Here is a 23971-nt window from a genome sequence, read left to right as displayed (position 1 = left end):
CAATACGAGGGAGAACTAAAGATGCCTCTTGCGATGAATCGCGATGTCTTCATCACCTGTGCCGTAACCGGCGCCGGCGACACGGTTTCGAAATCCAGCCATGTTCCGATCACTCCCAAGCAGATCGCCGACTCCGCGATCGACGCCGCCAAGGCTGGGGCGGCCGTGGTTCACTGCCATGTCCGCGATCCGGAAACGGGCGCTGCCAGCCGCCGCAACGAGCTCTACAGGGAAGTCACGGACCGCATCCGTTCGGCAGACGTCGATGTCGTGCTGAACCTGACCGCCGGCATGGGCGGCGACTTGATTTTCGGCGACGTCGAGAGCCCCCTACCCCTGAATGCCAAGGGCACCGATATGGCCGGCGCCACCGAGCGCGTTAGCCACGTCGCCGAATGCCTGCCGGAAATCTGCACGCTCGATTGCGGCACAATGAACTTCAATCTTGGCGACTACGTCATGACCAACACGCCTTCGATGCTGAGGGCCATGGCGAAGAAGATGACCGATCTCGGCGTGCGCCCGGAGATCGAGGCCTTCGATACCGGTCATCTCTGGTTTGCCAAGCAGCTTGCCGAGGAGGGCTTGATCGAGGATCCGGTCCTCATCCAGCTCTGCATGGGTATCCCCTGGGGGGCACCCGATGACCTCAACACCTTTATGGCGATGGTCAATAACGTTCCCAAAAGCTGGACCTTCTCGGCCTTTTCCATCGGTCGCAACGCCATGGCCTATCCGGCGGCGGCGATCCTTGCCGGCGGCAATGTCCGCGTCGGGCTGGAAGACAATCTCTATGCCGGCAAGGGCATGCTGGCGACCAACGCACAGCTCGTCGAAAAAGCGGTGCAAGTGGTCGAAGGCATGGGCGCACGCATCATCGGCCCCGAAGATGTCCGCAAGAAGCTGAAACTGACGAAGCGCTGAGGCCCCGATGACCAAGATCAACAAGGCGGCCTGCATTGGCGGCGGCGTCATCGGCGGCGGATGGATCGCCCGCTTCCTGCTGGCTGGCATCGATGTCGATGTCTACGACCCGCATCCGGAGGCGAAACGCATTGTCGGCGAAGTTCTGGCGAATGCGGAAAAAGCCTATGCAATGCTGACCGGCGCTCCGCTTCCGCCGCGCGGCAGGCTCACATTCAGGGATACGTTGGAATCCGCCGTTGATGGCGCCGACTGGATCCAGGAAAGCGTGCCCGAGCGGCTGGACCTCAAACGCAACGTGCTGACGCAGATCGATGCCGCGGCAAAGCCAGATGCGCTGATCGGTTCTTCCACCTCTGGCCTGCTACCGACCGACCTGCAACGCGACATGCGCCATCCCGAGCGCCTGTTCGTCGCCCATCCCTATAATCCCGTCTATCTCCTGCCACTCGTAGAGATCGTCGGCGGCGAAAAGACCAGCGCGGCGACGATCCAGGCGGCAATGGAGCGCTTGCCGCCCATCGGCATGAAGGGCGTTCATATCGCTAAGGAGATCGAGGCCTTCGTCGGCGATCGCCTGCTGGAGGCGCTGTGGCGCGAGGCGCTGTGGCTGATCAAGGACGACATCTGCACCGTCGAGACGCTTGATGATGTCATCCGTTACTCCTTCGGCCTGCGCTGGGCACAGATGGGCCTGTTCCAGACCTATCGGATCGCCGGCGGCGAAGCGGGCATGCGCCACTTCCTGGCGCAGTTCGGCCCTGCCCTGCAGTGGAACTGGACGAAACTGATGGATGTCGTCGATCTCGACGATGCCCTTGTCGAAAAGATCGGCCAGCAGTCGGACGAACAGGCGGATGGTCTATCGATCCGCGAACTCGAGCGCATCCGTGACGAAAATCTCGTCGGCATCCTTCAAAGCCTGAAGGGAAGCCATGGCGGCAAGGGCTGGGGCGCCGGCAAGCTGCTGAAGGATTTCGAGCAGCAGCTTTGGGCGGCGGGTGGCGGCGAGAAGCAAGGCCTGGACATCTCAAAGCCGCTGCGCCTGATCGACACCAAGGTCAGTCCGGCCTGGGTCGACTATAACGGCCACATGACCGAGCATCGCTATCTGCAAGTCTTCGGCGATACGTCGGATGCACTTTTGCGCCTAATCGGCGTCGATCTAGATTATGTTGAGCGCGGCCATAGCTACTACACGGTGGAGACCCATATCCGCCATCTCGGCGAGGCCAAGCTCGGACAGGCCATCCATTCGACGGCGCAGATCCTCGCATCCGACGAAAAGCGGCTGCATGTCTTCCATGCGCTGCACGACAGCGTGAACGGCGACGTGATCGCCACCGCAGAACAAATGCTGCTGCATGTCGACGCGAAAGCAGGCAAAGCCGTCGCCGCACCTGAGGAGGTGCTGGCGAAGCTCAGGCCGCTTTCTGCCGCGCACGCAGCCTTGGCCACGCCGGAAGGAGCCGGCCGTCATGTGGGACAAAAACGCTAGGAGGAAGCGATCGTGAATTTCGGGCTCAGCGAAGAACAGGAGATGATCGTCAAGACGGTCAGGGACTTCGTCGAGACGGAGATCTATCCGCATGAAAACGAGGTCGAGCGCACCGGCATCGTGCCGCCTGAAATCGGAGACGAGATCCGGCGCAAATGTATCGAACTTGGCTTCTATGCCTGCAATTTTCCCGAGGAAATCGGCGGCGCCGGGCTCGATCATCTAACCTTTACGCTTGTCGAGCGCGAACTTGGCCGCGGCTCGATGGGTCTCACCGTCTTCTTCGGACGCCCTTCCGGCATCCTGATGGCCTGCGAGGGTGAGCAGCGCGAGCGCTATCTTCGGCCTGCGGTGCGTGGCGAGAAAATCGATGCGCTCGCGATCACCGAGCCGGACGCCGGCTCAGACATGCGCGGCATGAAATGCGCGGCAAGGCAGGATGGCGATGATTTCGTGCTCAACGGCACGAAGCATTTCATTTCGCACGCCGATGTCGCCGATTTCGTCATCGTCTTTGCCGCCACAGGCGAGGAGGACACGCATCGGGGCGTCAAGAAGAAGATCACAGCCTTCCTGGTTGACCGCGGCACGCCGGGCTTTGAGATCCTTAGGGGTTATGACTCGGTTTCCCATCGCGGCTATCACAACTCCATCCTGAACTTCACCGACTGCCGCCTGCCGAAATCGCAGGTGCTCGGCGAGGTGCATCGCGGTTTCGATCTTGCCAATCAATGGCTCTACGGGACGCGCCTGACGGTTGCCGCCACCTGTGTGGGCAGGGCTCGTCGTGTTTTCGATCTCGCCCTGCCCTATGCGGCCGAGCGCAAACAATTCGGCAAGCCGATCGGCGCCAATCAAGGCGTCTCGTTCAAGCTTGCCGACATGATCACCGAGATCGACGCGGCCGATCTACTCACGCTGTCAGCCGCCTGGAAGCTCGATGCCGGCATCCCGGCCAATCGCGAGATCGCGTCCGCCAAGCTCTATGCCTCGGAAATGCTCGCCCGCGTCACCGACGAGGCGATCCAGATCTTCGGCGGCATGGGACTGATGGACGACTTGCCGCTTGCTCGCTTCTGGCGCGACGCCCGCGTCGAGCGCATCTGGGACGGCACCTCGGAAATCCAGCGGCACATCATCAGCCGCGACCTGCTCCGGCCGTTTGGAGCATGAAGTCATGACACCGCGCTCGCTCGATCGCCTCATTCGCCCCAGAACGATCGCCGTCTTCGGCGGCAGAGAGGCGCGGCGCGTCATCGAGCAATGCGACCGCATGGGGTTCGCCGGCGAAATCTGGCCGGTGCATCCGACACAGGAAAGTGTGCTTGGCCGCCGTTGCTACCGGTCAGTTGCCGAGCTGCCTCATGCGCCGGACGCCGCCTTCGTCGGCGTCAACCGGACGCTCACCGTCGAGATTGTTCGTGATCTCGCAGCCAGAGGCGCCGGCGGCGCCGTCTGCTACGCTTCCGGCTTCAGCGAGGCCGTGGCGGAACTGGCTGATGGCGCGGACTTGCAGCGCGCGCTGGTCGAAGCGGCAGGTAGCATGCCGATCGTCGGCCCGAACTGCTACGGCATGATCAACGGCCTGGACGGCGCCCTGCTCTGGCCCGATCAGCACGGCATCGTCAGAACCGAGCGCGGCGTCGCGATCCTCACGCAATCCTCCAATATCGCCATCAATCTCAGCATGCAGAGGCGCGGCCTGCCGATCAGCTACCTGATGACTGCAGGCAATCAGGCGCAGACCGGCCTGTCGGACCTTGCCCAAGCCGTCCTCGAGGACCCGCGCGTCACAGCGGTCGGCCTGCATATCGAAGGCTTCGGCGATATAAGGGCGCTGGAAGCACTCGCCATGCGCGCCCGTGAACTGAAGAAGTCCGTCGTCGCGCTGAAGGTCGGAAAATCCGAACAGGCGCAGCGCGCCACCGTCTCGCATACGGCCTCGCTTGCCGGCAGCGACGCAGTTGCTGACGCCGTTCTCGAACGTCTCGGCATCGGCCGCGTCGCGGCTTTGCCGGAACTCATCGAAACGCTGAAACTCCTGCATGTTGCCGGCCCACTCGAAAGCAACGCCATCTCCTCTATGAGCTGTTCGGGCGGCGAGGCATCGCTGATGGCCGATGCCGCCGTCGGCCGGACTATCGAGTTCCGTGCGTTGAAACCCGAACAACTGCCCGCCTTGCGCACAAGCCTCGGCCCGATGGTGACGCTCTCCAACCCCCTCGATTACCACACCTTCGTCTGGGGCGATCTGGCCCGACAGACGGAGGCTTTCAGCGCCATGTTCGCGGGCGGTTATGCCCTCAATCTGCTCGTGCTTGATTTCCCGCGTGAGGATCGCTGTGATGGCGCCGACTGGATGATTACGGTCTCGGCCGTTGCCGCGGCCACGAAGCAGACGGGGGCCAGCGCCGGCATTCTGGCGACGCTGCCGGAAAACATGCCGGAAGCGATCGCTGAGCAGTTGATCCAAGCCGGCATCGTGCCGCTCTGCGGCATCAGCGAAGCGCTGGCGGCGGCGGATGTTGCCAGCGGGATTGCCGATGCCTGGAGAAAGCCGCAACCATTGCCGCTTCTCAGCACACGGACGGAGACAGGTGAAATCGAGACCTTGAGCGAGGCCGAGGCCAAGGCCGAACTTGCGGCCTTTGGCCTCGCCACGCCGCGCGGCGAGACAGCATCCACGCCAAGCGAGGCGGCCGAGTGCGCGGAGCAACTCGGATTCCCGGTCGCGCTCAAGGCGCTCGGTGTCGAGCACAAGTCCGAAGTTGGCGCGGTCAAGCTCAACCTATGGGATAAGAACGCCGTCGGAGACGCGGCCGACGGCATGGCTGATGTCGCACACGGATTCCTCATCGAGCGGATGATCGATCGCCCTATCGCGGAGCTGATCGTCGGCGCGGCCCGCGATCCGGTCGTCGGCTTGACCCTGACAGTCGGCGCGGGCGGAATCCTTGTGGAATTGCTTGAGGATTCCGTCGTTTTGCCGCTCCCCGTGACGAAAGCCGAGGTTCTTGAGCGGATTTCGCGGCTGAAGGTTCGCAAATTGATCGAAGGCTATCGCGGTGGCGCGGCAAGCAACCTGGAGATTGTAGCCGACGCCGTCCTATCAGCGGCAGAATATGTCGTAACGAACGCCTCACATCTTGAAGAACTAGACATTAATCCATTGATGGTCCTAGCAGAATCCCGAGGCGTTGTTGCTGCGGATGCCCTTATCCGACGAAGGAGGTAGCGGAAGTTGCAAGACCCGATTCGAACCCGCTCCGAAGACGGCATCCTCGAGGTCATCATCGACCGGCCCAAGGCCAATTCCATCGATCTCGCGACCAGCCGCAAGATGGGGTTGATCTTTCGCGACTTTCGCGACAACCCGGATCTGCGCGTCGCCATCGTCACCGGCGCCGGCGAAAAATTCTTTTCCGCCGGCTGGGATTTGAAGGCCGCGGCCGCCGGCGACGCTGTTGACGGCGACTATGGCGTCGGCGGATTCGGCGGCATGCAGGAACTCCGCGACCTCAACAAGCCGATCATCTGCGCCGTCAACGGCATCTGTTGCGGCGGTGGGCTGGAGATTGCGCTCTCCACCGATCTGATCATCGCCGCCCCGCATGCGACCTTCGCGTTGCCCGAGATCCGCTCCGGCACCGTCGCCGATGCGGCATCGATCAAGCTGCCGAAGCGCATTCCCTATCATATCGCCATGGATATGCTGCTGACCGGCCGCTGGCTCAATGTCGAAGAGGCGCATCGCTGGGGCTTCGTCAACGAGATCGTCATGGCCGACGAGCTGATGGACAGGGCCTGGGAACTCGCCCGCCTGCTCGCAAGTGGGCCGCCGCTGGTCTATGCAGCAATCAAGGAAATCGTTCGCGAAGCGGAGGGTTCGACGTTTCAGACTGCCATGAATAAGATCACCAAACGGCAGTTTGCAACCGTTGACCTCCTCTATTCGAGCGAAGATCAATTGGAAGGCGCAAGGGCTTTTGCCGAGAAGCGAGCCCCCATCTGGAAAGGAAGGTAGGAGGCGGCAGCAACCGCTGAATTTCCCGCATGCTCGCGGGCGACAGGCTTCAGGCGGAAGAGGAACCGTGACCTGAAGTGGCTTGCTCGATAGCTTTGTCAACACGGCAAGAAGAAGGAACAGGGGAATGAACGACTATACGAAATATCTTGCAAGCCGCGTCACCGCGGGCGGTCTCAGCCGCCGCGAATTCATGGGACGCGCAATGGCAGCGGGCGTGACTTTGACGCTCGCCGACAAACTCTTCACCGAAAGTGCGATGGCAGCCGAACCGAAGCGCGGCGGTCATCTGAAACTTGGCCTTGAAGGCGGTGCTGCAACCGATTCAAAAGACCCGGCAAAATTCCTGTCGCAGGTCATGTTCTGCATCGGCCGCTGCTGGGGTGACATGCTGGTGGAATCCCATCCGCTGACGGGTGCCGCCGTTCCGTCGCTCGCAGAATCCTGGGAGCCGTCGAAAGATGCCGCCACCTGGACCTTCAAGATCCGCAAGGGCGTCAAGTTTCACAACGGCAAGGAACTGACGATCGACGACGTGGTCGCCACGCTCAAGCGCCATACCGATGCGAAATCGGAATCGGGCGCGCTCGGCGTCGTGAAGTCGATCAAGGAGATCAAGGCCGACGGCGACAACCTCGTCCTGACGCTGACCGAGGGCAACGCCGACTTGCCGTTGCTCCTGACCGACTATCACCTCGTTATCCAGCCGAATGGCGGCTATGACGATCCCCTCGCCTCGATCGGCACCGGTCCCTACAAGCAGGTCAGCTTCGAGCCCGGCGTGCGCGCCACGTTCGAGCGTAACAAGGACGACTGGCGTACCGACCGCGGTTTCGTCGACAGCATCGAAATCATCTGCATGAACGATGCCACAGCCCGCATCGCGGCGCTTTCGTCCGGTCAGGTCCATTACATCAACCGCGTCGACCCGAAGACTGTGGATCTTCTGAAACGTGCGCCGAACGTCGAGATCCTGGCTACCGCCGGCCGCGGTCACTACGTCTTCATCATGCATTGTGACAAGGCGCCCTTCGACAACAACGACCTGCGTCTGGCGCTGAAATACGCCATGGATCGCGAGACCATGGTCAAGAAGATCCTCGGCGGCTACGGCAAGGTCGGTAACGACTTCCCGATCAACAGCACCTATGCGCTCTTCCCCGAAGGGATCGAGCAGCGCAAATACGATCCCGACAAGGCCGCCTTCCATTACAAGAAGTCCGGCCATAGCGGCTCGGTATTGCTGCGCACCTCCGAAGTCGCCTTCCCCGGCGCCGTCGATGCGGCCGTTCTTTATCAGGAAAGCTGCAAGAAGGCCGGCATCAACATCGAGGTCAAGCGCGAGCCGGGCGACGGCTACTGGACGAACGTCTGGAACGTCCAGCCCTTCTCCACCTCCTATTGGGGCGGACGGCCGACACAGGACCAAATGTATTCCACCGCCTATCTCTCGACAGCGGATTGGAACGACACGCGCTTCAAGCGACCCGACTTCGACAAGCTTCTGCTTCAGGCCCGTTCCGAGCTGGACGAAGCCAAGCGCAAGGAGCTCTACCGCACCATGGCAATGATGGTGCGCGATGAAGGCGGCGTCATCCTGCCGATGTTCAACGATTTCGTGAACGCCTCCACCAAGCAGGTGAAGGGTTACGTTCACGATATCGGCAACGACATGTCGAACGGCTACGTGGCGACCCGCGTCTGGCTCGACGCCTGAAGCGGACGAGAACGCCCTCATCTCCAACGCAGCCGGGACCGCGAAAACTTTTCGCGGTCCTCCCGACGTTTCAAGCAATTTCAGGAAAATGCGCAGCTGTTTTCCGTTCGGAATTGCGTAAAACAACAAGAGAGAGCGGCACAGCGATTCCTGTAAAACATGGAACCGCTCTCAGTGCGAGGCATCGGCCATGTCCAATTCACCTCCCGGAACCGTTCTGCCGGGGCTGAGGTTCAAGCAGCGCTTTCCGCTGCTGGCCCTCATTATCGAGCGTTGTGTGCTCAGTATCATTCTGCTGTTTGCGGTCTCGGTCCTCATTTTCGGCGGGCTCGAAGCCCTGCCCGGCGATTTTGCAACCACTTATCTTGGCCAATCGGCAACGCCGCAGGCCGTCGCCAATATCCGCGAAGAGCTTGGCCTCAACCGGCCCGTGGTTACCCGCTATGTGCAATGGCTCGGCAATGCCGTCCAGGGTGATTTCGGCACCTCCTGGGCCAGCAAGAATTCCGTCGGCGAGCAGATCGGCAAGCGGCTCGGCAACTCCCTGTTTCTCGCCGGCTTTGCCGCGTTGATTTCAGTGCCGCTGGCGGTCTGCCTGGGCATGCTGGCGGTCCATTTCAGGAACCGATTGCCCGACAAGATCATCAATGTCATCTCGCTGGCCGCGATCTCGCTGCCGGAATTCTTCATCGGCTATCTCCTCATCATGTTCTTCTCGGTGAAATTCGGCGTTGCGACCTTTCCGGCGACGGTTTTCGACGGCATGGGCTTCGTCGAGCGGCTGAAGGCCATCGCGCTGCCAACCGCAACGCTTGTTCTGGTCGTGCTTGCGCACATGATGCGCATGACGCGTGCGGCCATCCTTTCCGTGATGTCCTCGGCCTATATGGAAACGGCCGAGCTGAAGGGCCTCTCCGCCTTCCGCGCCATCGTCAAGCACGCCGCCCCCAATGCGCTGGCACCGATCATCAACGTGATCGCGCTGAACCTTGCCTATCTCATCGTCGGCGTCGTCGTTGTCGAAGTCGTCTTCGTCTATCCCGGCATGGGCCAGTATATGGTCGACGCCGTGACGGTGCGCGACATGCCTGTCGTCCAGGCCTGCGGCCTGATCTTTGCCGCCGTCTACATCTTCCTCAACATGACGGCCGATATTCTCGCCATCGTCGCCAACCCCCGTCTGAGGCATCCGCGATGAGATTGAGAGATATCCCCATCACCGCCTGGATCGGCATCATCGGTATTCTAATTGCCTTCATCTGCGCGATCTTCGCACCCTGGATCGCCCCTTTCGGCGAGACGGAAGTCGTGGGCAATGTTTGGCAGCCGGCCGATGCGCAATATTTCTTCGGATTAGACAATCTCGGCCGCGATATCCTGTCGCGTCTGATCTACGGCACCCGCACGACGCTCTTCGTCGCGCTGGCGGCAACGATCATCTCCTTCTCGCTCGGCATTATCCTCAGCTTCACCGCCGCCGTTTCCCGTGGATGGATCGACACGGTCTTTTCGCGCTTCAACGATCTGATGATGTCGATCCCGACACTGATCTTCGCGCTCGTCGTGCTCGCCGTCCTACCGCAGAGCCTGATCGTGCTGATCCTTGTCATGGCTATTCTCGATTCCACCCGCGTCTACCGCCTCGGCCGCGCCGTGGCGCTCGATGTTGCGGTCATGGAATTTGTCGAAGCAGCCAAGCTGCGCGGCGAAGGCAGGATCTGGATCATCTTCCGCGAGATCCTGCCGAATACGCTGTCGCCGCTGCTGGCCGAGTTCGGGCTGCGCTTCGCCTTCTCGATCCTGTTTCTCTCCACCCTCTCCTTCCTCGGCCTCGGCATTCAGCCGCCCGCGGCCGACTGGGGCGGGATGGTCAAGGACAACAAGGACGGCATTATCTTCGGCATTTCCGCCGCGCTTGTGCCCGGCTCCGCCATCGCGGCGCTGGCAATCTGTGTCAATCTGGTGGTCGACTGGCTCTTAAGGCGCACCTCCAGCCTCAAGGGAGGGCGTGGCGATGCCTGAGCTTCTTTCCGTTCGCGGTCTCAAGATCGAGGCGACCAGCTATCCACCGGGCGAGCCGCCGAAGCGCGTCACCATCGTCGACGGCGTCTCCTTCGACCTCCAGAAAGGCAAGGTGCTCGGGCTGATCGGCGAGTCCGGCGCCGGCAAATCCACCATCGGCCTTTCCGCGCTTGCCTATGGCCGAGGCGGTGCGGAAATTACCGGCGGCCAGGTATTGCTCGATGGCGCAGACATCCTGCCGCTCGGCAAATCCGGCATCCGCAGGATTCGCGGCGCGCGGGTCTGCTATGTCGCGCAATCGGCAGCGGCCGCCTTCAATCCGGCGCATCGGCTGGGCGATCAGGTGATCGAAGCAACTGTCAAGCATCGCCTGATGTCCAAGGAAGAAGCGAGAAAGCGCGCCCTCTATCTCTTCCGCGTGCTTGGCTTGCCCAATCCGGAAACCTTCGGGGACCGCTATCCGCATCAGGTCTCCGGCGGCCAGTTGCAACGCGCCATGACCGCCATGGCGCTCTGCTCCAATCCGGAACTGATCGTCTTCGACGAACCGACGACCGCGCTCGACGTCACTACGCAGATCGACGTGCTCGCGGCGATCAAGCATGCGATAGAGGAAACGCATACAGCCGCGCTTTACATCACCCATGACCTTGCCGTCGTCGCTCAGATTTCCGACGACATCATGGTGTTGAGGCACGGCAAGACGGTGGAATATGGCAGCGTCCAGCAGATCATCGAGGAGCCTCGGCAGGATTATACCCGCGCCCTCGTCAATGTTCGTCAGGAGGCCCGAGCGGAAGCCGCCGAGCAGACGAGCGCGCTTCTGAAAGTCGAGAATATCAGCGCACAATATTCGAATGGTTTCAGAGTATTGCACGATGTTTCTCTACACGTTCCTAAAGGCCAGACATTGGCGGTGGTCGGCGAGTCCGGCTCCGGAAAATCGACGCTTGCGCGCGTGATTACCGGCCTCCTGCCGCCGAGCGATGGCCGGATTTCCTTCGACGGTAAGCCGTTGACGCCCGCATTGAAAGACCGCTCGCGGCAGGAGCTGCGGCGCATTCAGCTGATCTACCAGATGGCCGATACCGCCATGAACCCGCGCCAGACTGTGCGCGAAATCATCGGCCGCCCGCTGACCTTCTATGACGGCCTGCGTGGCGTGGCGAAGACGGCACGCGTGAAAGAGCTGCTGGATCAGATCGAGATGGGCAACGGCTTCATCGACCGCTATCCGGCCGAGCTTTCCGGCGGCCAGAAACAGCGCGTCGCCATAGCCAGAGCGCTTGCGGCCAAGCCCGAACTCATCCTTTGCGACGAGCCGACGTCGGCACTCGATCCGCTGGTTGCCGAGGGCATTCTGAAACTGCTCTTGAAGCTGCAGGAAGAGGCGCATCTCTCCTACGTCTTCATCACCCACGATATTGCCATCGTGCGCGCGATCGCCGACAGCGTCGCGGTGATGCATCGCGGTAAACTCGTCCGCTTCGGTCCGAAATCGCAAGCGCTTTCGCCGCCGTTCGACGATTACACCGACTTGCTGCTGAAATCCGTGCCGGAAATGGAGATCGGGTGGCTGGAGCGCGTGCTGACGACGCGGAAGATGGAGAGCGCCGGAAATTGAGAGCTAGATTATTTCAATCCCGTGACGTCAGCGCGTAAGGCGCGCGCTGATTTCGCGGGCAAGCGTACCGGCGTTGCGGCCGATAATCATGCTCTGGTGGTTGCCGGCAACATCGACCCAGTCGGCATGCGCGAGAAAGCGCCCCCATATGGTCTTGGGATCGCAATCGACCGGTGAGCCTTGCAGGCTGCGGTAGAAGGTCAAATCGCCGTCATAACGGTTTGGTTTATAAAGACCTTTCATGCGCAGAAGTTGTCTGGCAGCCGCATCATAAAGTGGCGGATAATCGCCCATCCATTGCGGCGCCAGTTCCGGATAATAGGCCGTGCGGGGGTCGGCGTAGCGAAAAGAAAGTGGTTTCAATTTCTTCGCGAGGAATTCCCGCCGCTCGATCATCGGCCTATGGGCCTGAGTTGATGTTCGATGGCGTGGTTGAGGATCGGTCTTCTTCAGATTCTTCTTTCGGGTACGAGCTCGTCTCCAGCGTTGCCACATGAAGCTGCCCCAGGTCAGCAGCGGCCATTCTTGCTCGCCCAAGGGGGTATCGAGCATGCCGAGGAACGCGATCTTTTGCCCTTGTGCCCTCAACGCACGCGCAAGTTCCAAGGCAAAAACACCGCCGAAAGAATAGCCGAGCAATCGATAGGGTCCTTCAATTCCCGCTGCCCGCAACGCTTTCAGCGTGCTTTGAACCTCGTCTTCCACTCTTGCCGAATGGTGACGATCGCGGTTGAAGGCCGTCAATGCCACGCCGAGAATTGGCCCCGAAAAGCGGATTTCCCTGATGAGCTGCTGCATTTCCAGGAAGCAGCTTGCTCCGCCAGCAAATAGCAGTAGGGGTGCACTACCTTCGCCGCGTCGGAGCTCTATGATTTTCGGCGAGACTGAGAGGTCTTCGTGATTGGAAATTGCAAGGCTGAGGGCATCAAGGGTGCGATGACGATAGAAGACATTGACATCAAGCTCCTCGCCGGTTTCGCTCCACAAATGCTTGATGAAATTCAAGACACGGTTGACTGAGACAGCTTCGGGAATGTCTGCGTCATGGCGCAAATCAACCTTTGCTTCTTGGCGAAATAGGTCGCTGACGTAGGTATGAGGGCTGGGATCTGCATCCGTTCTCGCAGAGAAAAGCATCTAACCGCCCCTGAATATCAAAGCATGTGCCGCCAACCTCAAGATTGACTACAATCTTATAAATCGACTCTTAATATATTCTGTAAAAGCACAACTTTCTATTGTATTTGAGAGTTTTCGCCCTTGAACGGCCGAAGACTAACCAAACCGGGCAATCGGCTCCTCAATATTCTGCCGGCACAGCATATACCTCTGCGGATGGATCGGCGAGGAATGAGCGGACCGTCGGCGGCAGCCGGCGTGACGATAGTGGCAGGGGTCCGCAGCGCGACAGAAGTTCACGAAGGTCCGGCTCGGTACCGACATGGCGCCAGATCATCCGCGACGCATAGGGGAGGTTTTCCTTTCGCCAGGAAACTCCCATTGTCGTCCCCCGCAGATAGACTCGCTGGTACTCGTCGAACGGCAGGAGGATCGTCTGTGACAGTATGGGATTCGGGCCGACGACACGCTCGGTAATGAAGATCCGGTTTCGATAGAAAGCTGCCAAACCCACATATTTGGAAAACTGCTGGATGCCGTTTCCGGGGTCACGCAGGCGCTCCATCGATTTGACATGCACCAGCCCGCCCTGCTCGATAAGGCGGCTGCACGAACAGACAACCATTCCGGGCCAGGACGGCGAGCGATGATAGGTCTGGAAATAGCCGATATGGCGCCGGAGCGCGGTTAGATCGCCGGGGAACGCCTTTAACAATTCGGAACTTTGATTGAGGTCCAGGGCTGGTTTGCGAAGCCGCTCGCGAAAGAGCCTGGGAGCGAGACCAAAGTCGGCTGCGTCGAGATCGAAGTACTTGGCGATACGCGCGAGATTATGGGCAGACGGCCGCGTCTGACCATTGATATATCGGTTGAATTGTTGCCGGTTGATATCGATTGCACGGCACAGATGCGAAATGGAGCGCTGCGTTGCGCAGGCAATTTTAAGGTTCTCAACCAGGTGAGGCATCCGTAACTCCGTCTTGGAATGAACTAGCGTAAACTCGCTTAAAGATGCGTCAAGTCGCGAAATTGCGTGAAGCAGCCTGACCTCTACGTTTCCTCCCAACAACGTTGAAAAAGGGAACTGCAATGACGCGTGAAAAGGATCAATCTTCGCCTCTGAGCATCGGCCGCCGCCACTTCCTGGGCGGTGCCGTCGCACTGGGCGCTTTGCCTGCCCTCGCCTCCGGCCTCCTGATGTCGCGCGATGCCCGCGCGCAGGAAGCAAAACGTGGCGGCCATCTGAAGCTTGGCCTCAAGGGCGGCGCCACCGGCGATGCGCTCGATCCGGCGACCTATAGCGCCTCCGTCTTGTTCGTCATCGGCCGCCTCTGGGGCGACACACTTGTCGAATCCGATCCCAAAACCGGCGCTCCGCTGCCGTCGCTGGCAACCTCCTGGACGCCGTCAGCGGATGCATCCGTCTGGACCTTCAAGATCAGGAACGACGTGCAGTTTCACGACGGCAGCAAGATGACCGTTGCTGATATCGTCGCGACACTGAAGCGGCACGCGGACAAGAACTCGCAGTCGGGCGCTCTTGGGCTCATGGCCTCGATCACCGGCATCGAAGAAAAAGCGGGTGATCTTGTTCTGACGCTTTCGGAAGGCAATGCGGACCTGCCGCTCCTTCTCACCGACTATCACCTGATCATCCAGCCGAAGGGTGGCGTCGACAAGCCGGCGGCGGCCATCGGCACCGGCCCTTATATTCTGAAAAGCTTCGAACCGGGCGTTCGCGCAAGCTTCGAGAAGAACCCTAGGGATTGGCGCTCCGACCGTGGCTTTGTCGACAGTGTCGAGATCCTCGTCATCAACGACAACACCGCCCGCATTGCAGCGCTTGCCTCCGGCCAGGTGCATTTTGTCAACAATGTCGATCCGAAGACCGTCCCGATGCTGCAGCGGGCGCCGACCGTCGATATCGTCCGCAATGCAGGCAAGGGCTTCTACTGCTTCCTGATGCATTGCGACACAGCACCTTTCGATAATGCCGATCTGCGGCTTGCACTGAAATATGCCATCGATCGCCAGTCGATCCTCGACAAGGTTCTGGGCGGCTACGGTACGATCGGCAACGACTATCCGGTCAATTCCAACTACGCGCTTGCGCCGACCGATATCGAGCAGCGGCCATATGATCCGGACAAGGCCGCCTTCCACTTCAAGAAATCGGGCCTAGACCGCCCCGTTCAGTTGCTCACGTCAGACGCAGCCTTTCCGGGCGCGGTGGATGCGGCGATCCTGTTCCAGCAAAGCGCGCGCAAGGCCGGCATCACGATCGACGTCAAGCGCGAACCGGAAGACGGCTACTGGACCAATGTCTGGAACAAGCAGCCTTTCTGCGCCTCCTTCTGGGGCGGCCGTCCGACCCAGGATTCGCGCTATTCCACCTCCTATCTCTCAACCGCCGAGTGGAACGATACGCGCTTCAAGCACCCCGACTTCGACAAGTTGGTGCTGCAGGCTCGGTCCGAGCTCGATGAAGCCAAGCGCAAGGTGCTTTATCGACATCTGGCACTGACGGTGCGAGAAGATGGTGGCCTGATCCTGCCCGTCTTCAACGACTACATCATGGCCTCTGCAAAAACGCTGAAGGGATATGTCGACGACATCGGCAACGATATGTCCAACGGCTACATCGGCAGCCGTGTATGGTTTAATGCCTAATTCTCTTCTGGATATATGATCATGGCTGAGCGCAGCTTCACTACCATCGAAAATCAGTGGATCACCCTGAAGGACGGAACGCGGCTTGCCGCGCGCATTTGGATGCCGGATGGCGCGGAGAGCGATCCCGTGCCTGCCGTTTTCGAGTTCCTGCCCTACCGCAAGCGCGACGGGACAAGCCCGCGTGACGAATCCACCTACCCGGTCTTCGCTGCAGCCGGGATTGCCGGCGTGCGTGTCGACATCAGGGGCTCCGGGGAGTCCAGTGGCATTATCGATGGCGAATATACCGAACTGGAACTCGCCAATGCTTGCGAGCTGATCGCATGGATCGCGGCACAACCTTGGTCGAACGGCTCGGTCGGCATGATGGGCATTTCCTGGGGCGGCTTCAACTGCCTGCAGGTCGCGGCCTTGAAGCCCCCAGCGCTGAAGGCGGTCATTTCGATCGCCTCTACGGTCGATCGTTATAATGACGACATCCACTACAAGAACGGTTGCCATCTCTCCGCCCAGCTTTCCTGGGCGGCGACCATGCTCGGCTATCAGTCTCGCTCACCCGATCCGGCCATCGTTGGTGATGATTGGCGGGATATGTGGCTGGAGCGCCTTGAGCAGGAACCTTTCTTCATGGAGGAATGGCTCCAGCATCAGCGCCGCGATGACTTCTGGCGGCATGGGTCGATCTGCGAAGACTTCGCGAGCTTCGATATTCCCGCCATCGTCATTGCCGGCTGGGCTGACGGTTATCGCAACACGCCTCTGCTGGCCGTCGAAGGGCTGGGCGATAAGGCGAAGGCGCTGATTGGCCCATGGGTTCACAAATATCCGCATTTCGCCTGGCCGAAGCCGCGAGTCGATTTCCATGGAGAAGCGATTGCCTGGTGGAACCGCTGGCTGCGCGGCGAGCGCAACGGCGCCGAGACCATGCCATCGGTGCGTGCCTACATTCTTGACGCCGCCAAACCCGCCATGCGGCGTGATTTCGATCCCGGCTTCTGGATCGCCAAGCAAGAATGGCAGCAGCCGGAGATGCAGTGCTTCTATGTCGAGCAGTTCGGTACGCTGATGGAAGGCATGCCGATCCCGCATGCGCCGGAGCATCCCGTCTATCTGCGCTCACCGCTCGATACGGGTACGGCCTCCGGCGAATGGTTCACCCTGAAGCCGGACGCGGAAATGGCGATCGATCAGCGCATCGACGATGCCGGGTCGCTGACCTTCCAGACAGCGCCGCTGGTCGAGGACAACGACTATCTCGGCCGCCCCGTCGTCACCTTGACGCTGCGGTGCGACGCCGAAACCGCCAATCTCTGCGCCAGGCTCGTCGATATCCATCCGGACGGCACGGCAACACGCGTATCCTTTGGCGTGCTCAACCTTGCTCATCGCGATGGCAATACCGCGCCGGAGCCGCTGATTAAGAGTCAGCAGGTCCAGGTGACTCTGACGCTCGATGCCTGCGGCTATCGTTTCCGCAAGGGGCACCGCATTCGCCTGTCGCTGTCGACAGCCTATTGGCCCATGGTGCTGCCGCCCCCGGAAGATCCTGGCCTGACGATCGATATCGCCTCCATCGGCCTTGCGTTGCCTAAGCTCGGCGCGCATGAGATCATCGACATCAAGCAGCCCGACAATCCCGATCCGCTGCCGAAGTATATCGAACATGCACCTGGTTCGACGAAACGGCAGGTGGTACGTGATCTTTCGGCCGGCGTCACCCGCTATGAAATCCATGAGGATACCGGCCTTTCCGAACATCCCGGTACAGGGCTTTCCACCCGGCAGCTGCGCGAGGAAACGTGGTCGATCGCGCCGAACGATCCATTGTCGATGTCCGGCGTCTCGACTTGGACTTGCGACATGCGGCGCCCCGGCTGGTTCGTCCGCACGGTCGCAACATCCTCGATATCCTGCACGGCGAAGGATTGGGTCATAAGTGCCTCGGTCGTTGCCTATGAGGGGGAGACCGAGATTTTCAGGAAGATATTCGAGGAGAAGCGCATCGCGCGTGACCTGATATAGGTCAGCGCGACCCCGCAAACCGGCTTGCCGCTGCGCAGATTGCGGCAAAGCCGGCCTGCGCGCCTTCGCTCATATGCCGTGCCCTCAGCCAGGCATGCACCATCTGCGGCTCCTCACGGAACCAAACCTCCACACCCGCCTGCGCCAGACGGGCCGCATAGTTGCGGCCGTCGTCGCGCAGAGGATCGTAATGGGCGACGGTAATGAAAGTGGGCGGAAGACCGGCCACGGACGACAAAGCAAGCGGCCCCGAGACCGGATCGCCTTCCGGCGCCTGCAGAATAGTGCGGTAATAGGCGACATCGGCCGTCGTCAGGCCCGGCGCCTCGGCCATCTCCTCATAGGAGCCGGAGACGAGATCGCCGCCGAGTGCGGGATAGATCAGGATCTGGCCGACAATGCCCGAAAGCCCCTCGGCTTGCGCCCGCACCGCCAATCCGGCCGCCAGATTACCGCCGGCACTGTCGCCGATCAGCACGACCGACTTCTTCTCGGCGAGCAGTTGTTTGAGGACACTGAAACAGTCATCCGTCTGTGCCGGCCAGCGATATTCCGGTGCCAGCCGATAATCGACCGAGATCAGTTCAGCGCCGGCATGATCGGCGATCTCCGCGCAGATCGCATGATGGCTCTCGAGCGAACCGACGACGAAGCCGCCGCCATGGAAATAGAGGAGCTTCGTTGCCGTGCGGATATTGGCGGGCTTGTAATGCCTGACGGGAATCGTTCCTGATACGAGATCATCCGCGGTCTGCATGCCGTCGGGCAAAGAGCGATCGAAACGAGCGCAGAGCGCGTCATACCATTGCCGCTGCTGGAAAATGGAGGCCGTTACCGCATCCGGCGGATAGAAGGAATCGCAGATCTCCATGAACTGCAAGATGCCGGCTTCGCTCGGCATAGGACGTTCAGCAGAGGTCATCGGATATCCTCGATTCGAGCCGGTACATCGACACTACGCGGCGATGCAACCGAACGCTTATCTGCCTACGGCCAGCACCGCCGTGATGGCGACATCTACCGGACTGTGCCGAATTCAATCAGCCGCAAATACGCTGCTCGACATTAGGGAAAAACCCGTCGGCATCTGCATGCATTGCGCATTGGACCATGTGAGCATTGCAAGCGCGAGAGCCGCGCCAATCACAAGCCGAAGCATGATATTTCCCCATCCGTGTTGCTGCCGTCGCGAGGTCAGTTCCGTCGCGGGGCATTCGATCGTTAGGCCGACGCCGTGGAAGCGGCAGGGTTCCGTCTATACTGACCTCGTGCGGCTGACTTATGGCCAAGCCATGGCAAGTGTTAGGTACTCGCGAAAGATCCGCTCGGTGTTGGCCCGACAGCGGGGTTGGACCTTTACCTTGCCTGATATTGCTCGTCCGTCACCTGCTCCAGCCAATCCACCACCTTGCCGTCGAGGTGTTCATGGATGGCGATATGGGTCATGGCTGTCGCCGGCGAAGCGCCGTGCCAGTGCTTCTCGCCCGGCTCGAACCAGACGATATCCCCGGGGCGGATCTCCTCAACCGGGCCGCCTTCGCGCTGAACGAGACCCAGGCCCGCGGTGACGATCAAGGTCTGGCCGCGCGGGTGGGTATGCCATGCAGTTCTTGCGCCGGGTTCAAACGTGACGCTGCTGGCCGCGGCTCGCCGCGCATCGTTAGCCGCAAAGACCGGGTCGATGCGGACTGTACCGGTGAACCAGTCCGAAGGGCCTTTGCCGGAGGGCTGCGCACCGTTCCTCGTGATATCCATGATGACCATCCTTTCCTACAATGAGCCGTGACGGCTCGGCTGCATGAGGGCAATCTAGCCCGCAATTGACAAAGCGGTAGGGGGCCATCCGCGTATGGACTTATGAATTGGAGCAATAAGTCGTTTCTCACCGGACTTACGACGCCATCAAGACCCGGATGCTGCGATCTGCCGATTGCAGCAGTTCGAAAGCTTCGTAGCGCCGTGCATGCAACGCCTTGACGGCACCGTCCGCCGGCTCGAACTTCTTCGCCAGTCGCGACATGGTTGTCATAGCTTGCAAGAGCGAACCGCAATGCCCGCCCGCCGTCGCGCCGAGCATGGCCGCACCGAGAAGCACCGGCTCCTCCGTATCGGCGACGGCGACAGGTCTGCCGGTCGTATCCGCGAGAAGCTGACGCACCAATCCGCTCTGGGCAGCACCGCCGCTGGCGACGATGAGATCGCAGGCGATGCCGTCCTTCGCCAGCTTTTCGAGCAATTGCTTGAGGCCATAGCCGATACCGCAGAGGCCGGCGATGTACAGAGCGATGAGATCGTCGATGCCGGTTTCCAGCCCGAGGCCGGAGATGACGGCGCGTGCATCGGGATCAGCATAGGGTGAGCGGTTACCGAGAAATTCGGGGACCACTTGGATGGATTGCGCGAGCTTCACGGCGTTGGACGCGTTGCCGCTCGTCTGCATAGCCTGCCGATCAAGCCAGGCGACCAGCGACAAGCCCTCCGCCTCGGCCTTCTGACGCGCCTCACTGGCGGCCGGATGCATGGTAACGAGATGATCGATCGCGGCACCGGCAGCGGATTGACCGCCTTCGGTCAGCCAGAGGCCGGGCACCATGGCCGAATAATAGGGGCCCCAAACGCCATCGACGAAGATGGCCGCTTCGCTCGATGCCATCGAGCAGGCGGATGTGCCGAAGATATAGGCGAGCCTGCTCCTGACATCGGCTTTACCATCCGGTCCCTGCCCGCCCAGCGTGCCAACGCCGCCGGCATGCGCGTCGATGAGCGAGGCGCCGACGGGCGTACCAACGGCAAGGCCAAGATCGCGGGCGGCGCTTTCGTTCAAGCCCTCGCCAAGCGCCGTACCCGGCTCGACGATCTCGGTGCCGATCCGCACAAAACCTTCGTCCGCCAGCTCGCCAAGGCCGATATCCTTGAAATATTGCGCGTCCCAGCGCTTTTCGTGGGCCAGATAGGTCCACTTGCACGTCACCGTGCAGACCGATCTCTGCAGCGAAGCCGTCGCGCGCCAGGTCAGATAATCGGCAAGATCGAAGAAATGATCAGTTGCCGCAAAGGAGCGCGGCAGATTTCGCTTCAGCCACAACAGCTTCGGCGTCTCCATCTCCGGCGAGATGCGGCCGCCGACATAGCGCAGCACGGCATGGTTTCCGGCATTGATCTCCGCCGCCTCGCCGGCCGCGCGATGATCCATCCAGACGATGATGTTGCGATCGGCGTCGCCCGAGGGGCCGACTGGCACGGGCTGACCATCCGCCTTGACGGCGACCAGCGAGCAGGTTGCATCGAAGCCGATGCCCGAAACATCACCGGACGCTATCTTTGCCGTGGCGACAGCCTCTTTGACGCTGTCGCAGACGGCCTGCCATATCTGCTCGCTCGATTGTTCGACGATGCTGCCGGCCCCGTGCCAGATGGTGATCGGCCGCTTCGCCGCGGCGAGCAGATGGCCACGCGCATCGAATACTCCAGCCCGGGCGCTGCCCGTGCCGACATCGATGCCGATGAAATAAGGTGCCGTCATCAGAGATCCGTACTCAAGGGCAGGATCACCAGATCCCGGATTACGATGTTACGCGGTCTCGATAGCATGAAGACCACCGCCTCCGCCACTTCGGTCGCCTCCATCAGGCCGCCTGCGGCGATCGCCTCATCGAGCTTTGCCTGCGGCCAATCGCTGATGAGCGCCGTCACCACCGGCCCCGGCGCCACGGCGCCAACGCGAATGCCATGCTTGGCGACCTGGCGCCGCACCGTGTGCGTAAAGGCCTGCACGGCATGCTTGGACGCCGTGTAGATCGGCTCCCAGACCACCGGCACCAGGCCGGCGATCGAACTCGTCATGATGATATCGCCCGTCTTGCGCTCGATCATGTGCGGTAACACCATGCGGACCGAACGGAAGGCCGCATTGATATTCAGATCCAGCATCCGGTCCCAGGCATCGGGATCGCCTTCTGCAACCTCGCCGCCGATATAGGCGCCGGCATTGGCATGGAAGATATCGAGCTTGCCGAACTTGCCGAGAATCTGCGGCATCATCGTTGCCACACTCTCGGGATTCAAGAGATCGACGACGACGGGAAAGGCGTTCGGCCCCAGTTCGGCGCAAAGGCTTTTCAGGCTATCTTCGGCCCGGTCGACGAGGGCGACGCTGGCGCCCTCGTTCAATAGCGATTTGGCGCATTCCAGGCCAATTCCGGACGCAGCCCCGGTGATGGCGGCAACCTTGCCGGCGAAATCCTGTCTCATGACAATCCTTACCTTCTTAAAGAAATCAGCCGCGCCCATGCGAGGCGCGGGAACGACGGGCGAGCGAGTCGACGATGACGGCAATGGCAAGAACTGCGCCCGTAATCATGTAGCGAAGCGCCGACGATAGATCGAGCATGGTGAGGCCGCTGGCGATCGACTGGATGACGATGATGCCGAGCAGTGCCGAATAGGCACTGCCGCGGCCGCCGAAGAGGCTGGTGCCGCCGATGACAGCCGCCGCGATCGCATTCAGATTGACGTCGCCGGTGCCTGCCTGCTGGCTGGCCGAGGCCAGGCGCGCTGCCGCGAGCACACCGCCAAGGGCTGCGAACATCGCGCAAAGCACGAAGGCGCTGGTATAGATCCTGCGTACATTGATGCCCGCGCGGCGTGCCGCTTCGCGATTGCCGCCGACGGCGGACATCGACCGGCCCCATTGCGTGCGCGTCAGCGCATAATTCATGACGATGGCGAGCACCACGAACAGGGCGAACATCCAGGGAATGCCACGATCCTGATTGAGGTAGAAGGCGACGAATTCCAACGCCACGGTAATGACGGCCGCCTTCGCCAGCAGGCCACCGACGGAGGGCGCGGAGAGGTTCGCCTGCTTGCGCCGCCGCACGGTGCCCAAGCCGGTCAACAGCAGGACCGCACCCGGAATAAGCGCGAAGGCATACGCAAGCGGTCGAGGAATGACGAGAAGCTGGCCGAAATTCACGATCGCCGAGCCATAGGGCAGATTAATCGAACCCGTCGCTCCAAGCAGATAGAGTTGCATGCCGAGTACAGCGAGAAGGCCTGCCAATGTGGCAACGAAACTCGGCATGCCCAGCCGGTTGAACAGTACGGCATAGATGGCGCCGATCACGCCGCCGACGACGAGCGCCGCCAGGATCGCCAAGGCCACCGGCCAGCCCTCATTCACCCAGAGCATACCGACCATGGCCGAGGCGAAGCCGCTGATTGAACCCACCGAAAGATCGATCTCGCCGACCATCAGCACACAGACAATACCGAGCGAGATGATGCCGACGGTCGACGCGTCGAACAGCAGGTTTGCCAGGTTGTTGCTCGAAAGGAAGGTCGGGTTGAGTGTGCCGAACACTGTCCAGATGATGACGAGCCCAACGACGACGGGCAACGATCCGAGATCGCCGGAGCGCACCTTGCCGATGGAGGAGCGGATCGTGGCCGCAAGCCCGGTATCATGGTTGACGCGGACGTCGCTGCGGTCGAGCAGCAGGGTGGATTGCTTGCCATTCTCGCTCATGGCTGGCCCCCTTCTCTGAGTTCCTGTTGGGCCTGCCGCCGGCCTGCCCGTCGCGATACGGCGTTTTCCGTGGCACCGGTGATGGCGCTGACGAGTTCCTGATTTGACGTATCGGGATAGAAAATCCCGTTATTGCGGCCGAGGCGCAGCACGACGATACGGTCGGCGACGGCGCGCACATCCTCCATATTGTGACTGATCATGATGACGCCGAGGCCCTTGTCGCGGACGCGTTCGATGAGGTTCAGCACTTCGGCGGTTTGTGCGACGCCCAGCGCTGCGGTCGGCTCGTCGAGCATGATGAGTTTCGGCTCAAGCAGCAGCGATCGGGCGATCGCCACCGTCTGCCGCTGGCCGCCGGAAAGCGATGCGATCGGGATGCGCACGCTCGGAATGCGTGCAGCAAGCTCGTTGAGCAGCGTCCAGGCGCGAACCTCCATGACGGTTTCGTCAAGCTTCAGCGGGCTCAGCTCCCGGCCGAGGAAAATGTTGGCGACGACATCGAGGTTCTCGCAAAGCGCCAGGTCCTGAAAGACCGTGGCGATACCAAGATCGAGCGCCGTTGCGGGATCGCTGAGAGTCACCTGCTTGCCGCGGAATGTGATCGTGCCTGCACTCGGTTGATGGACGCCGGCCAGAACCTTGACGAGCGTCGATTTGCCCGCGCCATTGTCGCCGACAAGCGCCACGACTTCGCCGGCATGCACATCGAGGTTGATATCCGTCAGTGCTGAGACGGCGCCGAAGTGTTTGGAGATCCCCTTGAGGCTGAGCACAAGCTCGCCGTCAGGGGCTCTATGATCGGAAGCGTCACTCATGAC

19 protein-coding genes are annotated in these 23971 nt (G+C 61.0%); 11 read left to right on the top strand and 8 right to left on the bottom strand.

All coding sequences use genetic code 11. The features are described 5' to 3' along the window. Positions 1 to 21 precede the first annotated feature (21 nt). The 9 genes from bcoG (at position 22) to AC13RE_RS23530 (ending at position 11809) form a co-directional block, all read left to right on the top strand. A complete protein-coding gene (bcoG, locus tag AC13RE_RS23570; RefSeq protein ID WP_132718338.1) occupies positions 22 to 924 on the top strand; it encodes a 3-dehydrocarnitine:acetyl-CoA trimethylamine transferase BcoG in 903 nt (300 codons plus the stop codon). Positions 925 to 931: 7 nt separating this feature from the next. After that, the gene (locus AC13RE_RS23565) at positions 932 to 2422 is read left to right on the top strand and encodes a carnitine 3-dehydrogenase (protein ID WP_488564734.1); all 1491 of its coding nucleotides are present in this window, start codon (positions 932 to 934) and stop codon (positions 2420 to 2422) included. A 12-nt stretch (positions 2423 to 2434) separates the two neighbouring features. Further along, positions 2435 to 3595: an acyl-CoA dehydrogenase family protein gene (locus AC13RE_RS23560; protein WP_488564733.1), complete on the top strand. Its 1161-nt coding sequence runs from the start codon at positions 2435 to 2437 to the stop codon at positions 3593 to 3595. Positions 3596 to 3599: 4 nt separating this feature from the next. Beyond that, positions 3600 to 5657, top strand: coding sequence for an acetate--CoA ligase family protein (locus AC13RE_RS23555; RefSeq protein ID WP_488564732.1), 2058 nt, complete (start codon positions 3600 to 3602; stop codon positions 5655 to 5657). Between the two features lie 6 nt (positions 5658 to 5663). Continuing rightward, positions 5664 to 6446 carry a carnitinyl-CoA dehydratase gene (locus AC13RE_RS23550; protein WP_488564731.1) on the top strand — a complete coding sequence of 261 codons (783 nt, stop codon included), beginning with the start codon at positions 5664 to 5666 and terminating at the stop codon, positions 6444 to 6446. A gap of 127 nt (positions 6447 to 6573) precedes the next feature. After that, positions 6574 to 8163, top strand: a complete 1590-nt coding sequence (locus AC13RE_RS23545; RefSeq protein WP_112337206.1) for an ABC transporter substrate-binding protein — start codon at positions 6574 to 6576, stop codon at positions 8161 to 8163. A 190-nt stretch (positions 8164 to 8353) separates the two neighbouring features. Continuing rightward, the gene (locus AC13RE_RS23540; RefSeq protein WP_132718327.1) at positions 8354 to 9361 is read left to right on the top strand and encodes an ABC transporter permease; all 1008 of its coding nucleotides are present in this window, start codon (positions 8354 to 8356) and stop codon (positions 9359 to 9361) included. Continuing rightward, the gene (locus AC13RE_RS23535) at positions 9358 to 10185 is read left to right on the top strand and encodes an ABC transporter permease (protein ID WP_488564730.1); all 828 of its coding nucleotides are present in this window, start codon (positions 9358 to 9360) and stop codon (positions 10183 to 10185) included. The genes AC13RE_RS23540 and AC13RE_RS23535 overlap by 4 nt, the downstream gene beginning before the upstream one ends. Continuing rightward, a complete protein-coding gene (locus AC13RE_RS23530) occupies positions 10178 to 11809 on the top strand; it encodes an ABC transporter ATP-binding protein (protein WP_488564729.1) in 1632 nt (543 codons plus the stop codon). The genes AC13RE_RS23535 and AC13RE_RS23530 overlap by 8 nt, the downstream gene beginning before the upstream one ends. 27 nt (positions 11810 to 11836) lie before the next feature. Here the strand turns inward: AC13RE_RS23530 and AC13RE_RS23525 are convergent, their stop codons facing one another. Continuing rightward, positions 11837 to 12946, bottom strand: coding sequence for a thioesterase domain-containing protein (locus AC13RE_RS23525; protein ID WP_488564728.1), 1110 nt, complete (start codon positions 12944 to 12946; stop codon positions 11837 to 11839). 163 nt (positions 12947 to 13109) lie between these two features. Then, positions 13110 to 13895, bottom strand: coding sequence for a helix-turn-helix domain-containing protein (locus tag AC13RE_RS23520; RefSeq protein WP_488482875.1), 786 nt, complete (start codon positions 13893 to 13895; stop codon positions 13110 to 13112). A gap of 122 nt (positions 13896 to 14017) precedes the next feature. Between AC13RE_RS23520 and AC13RE_RS23515 the strand changes: the two genes are divergently transcribed. Beyond that, positions 14018 to 15598: an ABC transporter substrate-binding protein gene (locus AC13RE_RS23515; RefSeq protein ID WP_488564727.1), complete on the top strand. Its 1581-nt coding sequence runs from the start codon at positions 14018 to 14020 to the stop codon at positions 15596 to 15598. Between the two features lie 21 nt (positions 15599 to 15619). Continuing rightward, positions 15620 to 17623 carry a CocE/NonD family hydrolase gene (locus AC13RE_RS23510; protein ID WP_488564726.1) on the top strand — a complete coding sequence of 668 codons (2004 nt, stop codon included), beginning with the start codon at positions 15620 to 15622 and terminating at the stop codon, positions 17621 to 17623. Position 17624: 1 nt separating this feature from the next. On the opposite strand, the gene AC13RE_RS23505 is transcribed toward AC13RE_RS23510, so the two are convergent. The 6 genes from AC13RE_RS23505 to AC13RE_RS23480 all read right to left on the bottom strand — a co-directional run bounded on the left by AC13RE_RS23505 (position 17625) and on the right by AC13RE_RS23480 (position 23968). Further along, entirely contained in the window at positions 17625 to 18545 is a 921-nt protein-coding gene (locus tag AC13RE_RS23505; RefSeq protein WP_488564725.1) for an alpha/beta hydrolase, read from the bottom strand. A gap of 434 nt (positions 18546 to 18979) precedes the next feature. Further along, positions 18980 to 19378, bottom strand: coding sequence for a (R)-mandelonitrile lyase (locus tag AC13RE_RS23500; RefSeq protein ID WP_488564724.1), 399 nt, complete (start codon positions 19376 to 19378; stop codon positions 18980 to 18982). A gap of 136 nt (positions 19379 to 19514) precedes the next feature. After that, a complete protein-coding gene (locus AC13RE_RS23495; RefSeq protein ID WP_488564723.1) occupies positions 19515 to 21146 on the bottom strand; it encodes an FGGY-family carbohydrate kinase in 1632 nt (543 codons plus the stop codon). Then, complete coding sequence (locus AC13RE_RS23490) at positions 21146 to 21874, bottom strand: SDR family oxidoreductase (RefSeq protein ID WP_488564722.1); 729 nt, start codon at positions 21872 to 21874, stop codon at positions 21146 to 21148. The genes AC13RE_RS23495 and AC13RE_RS23490 overlap by 1 nt, the downstream gene beginning before the upstream one ends. A gap of 25 nt (positions 21875 to 21899) precedes the next feature. Further along, on the bottom strand, positions 21900 to 23150 hold the full coding sequence (locus AC13RE_RS23485; RefSeq protein ID WP_488564721.1) for a sugar ABC transporter permease: 1251 nt from the start codon (positions 23148 to 23150) through the stop codon (positions 21900 to 21902). Further along, positions 23147 to 23968, bottom strand: a complete 822-nt coding sequence (locus AC13RE_RS23480) for an ATP-binding cassette domain-containing protein (protein WP_488564720.1) — start codon at positions 23966 to 23968, stop codon at positions 23147 to 23149. The genes AC13RE_RS23485 and AC13RE_RS23480 overlap by 4 nt, the downstream gene beginning before the upstream one ends. Positions 23969 to 23971: the final 3 nt, after the last annotated feature.

It is taken from the genome of Martinezella sp. CNPSo 3959 (assembly GCF_057784355.1).
Note: the sequence above shows the minus strand (reverse complement) of the source record. Positions and strands in the feature narration are given on the sequence as shown.

Excerpts from the sequence above, each read along its gene's own strand:
- bcoG (WP_132718338.1), top strand. The coding sequence starts at position 22 with ATGCCTCTTGCGATGAATCGCGATGTCTTCATCACCTGTGCCGTAACC.
- AC13RE_RS23565 (WP_488564734.1), top strand. The coding sequence starts at position 932 with ATGACCAAGATCAACAAGGCGGCCTGCATTGGCGGCGGCGTCATCGGC.
- AC13RE_RS23555 (WP_488564732.1), top strand. The coding sequence starts at position 3,600 with ATGACACCGCGCTCGCTCGATCGCCTCATTCGCCCCAGAACGATCGCC.
- AC13RE_RS23545 (WP_112337206.1), top strand. The coding sequence starts at position 6,574 with ATGAACGACTATACGAAATATCTTGCAAGCCGCGTCACCGCGGGCGGT.
- AC13RE_RS23540 (WP_132718327.1), top strand. The coding sequence starts at position 8,354 with ATGTCCAATTCACCTCCCGGAACCGTTCTGCCGGGGCTGAGGTTCAAG.
- AC13RE_RS23535 (WP_488564730.1), top strand. The coding sequence starts at position 9,358 with ATGAGATTGAGAGATATCCCCATCACCGCCTGGATCGGCATCATCGGT.
- AC13RE_RS23530 (WP_488564729.1), top strand. The coding sequence starts at position 10,178 with ATGCCTGAGCTTCTTTCCGTTCGCGGTCTCAAGATCGAGGCGACCAGC.
- AC13RE_RS23525 (WP_488564728.1), bottom strand. The coding sequence starts at position 12,946 with ATGCTTTTCTCTGCGAGAACGGATGCAGATCCCAGCCCTCATACCTAC.
- AC13RE_RS23520 (WP_488482875.1), bottom strand. The coding sequence starts at position 13,895 with ATGCCTCACCTGGTTGAGAACCTTAAAATTGCCTGCGCAACGCAGCGC.
- AC13RE_RS23515 (WP_488564727.1), top strand. The coding sequence starts at position 14,018 with ATGACGCGTGAAAAGGATCAATCTTCGCCTCTGAGCATCGGCCGCCGC.
- AC13RE_RS23510 (WP_488564726.1), top strand. The coding sequence starts at position 15,620 with ATGGCTGAGCGCAGCTTCACTACCATCGAAAATCAGTGGATCACCCTG.
- AC13RE_RS23505 (WP_488564725.1), bottom strand. The coding sequence starts at position 18,545 with ATGACCTCTGCTGAACGTCCTATGCCGAGCGAAGCCGGCATCTTGCAG.
- AC13RE_RS23500 (WP_488564724.1), bottom strand. The coding sequence starts at position 19,378 with ATGGATATCACGAGGAACGGTGCGCAGCCCTCCGGCAAAGGCCCTTCG.
- AC13RE_RS23495 (WP_488564723.1), bottom strand. The coding sequence starts at position 21,146 with ATGACGGCACCTTATTTCATCGGCATCGATGTCGGCACGGGCAGCGCC.
- AC13RE_RS23490 (WP_488564722.1), bottom strand. The coding sequence starts at position 21,874 with ATGAGACAGGATTTCGCCGGCAAGGTTGCCGCCATCACCGGGGCTGCG.
- AC13RE_RS23485 (WP_488564721.1), bottom strand. The coding sequence starts at position 23,150 with ATGAGCGAGAATGGCAAGCAATCCACCCTGCTGCTCGACCGCAGCGAC.
- AC13RE_RS23480 (WP_488564720.1), bottom strand. The coding sequence starts at position 23,968 with ATGAGTGACGCTTCCGATCATAGAGCCCCTGACGGCGAGCTTGTGCTC.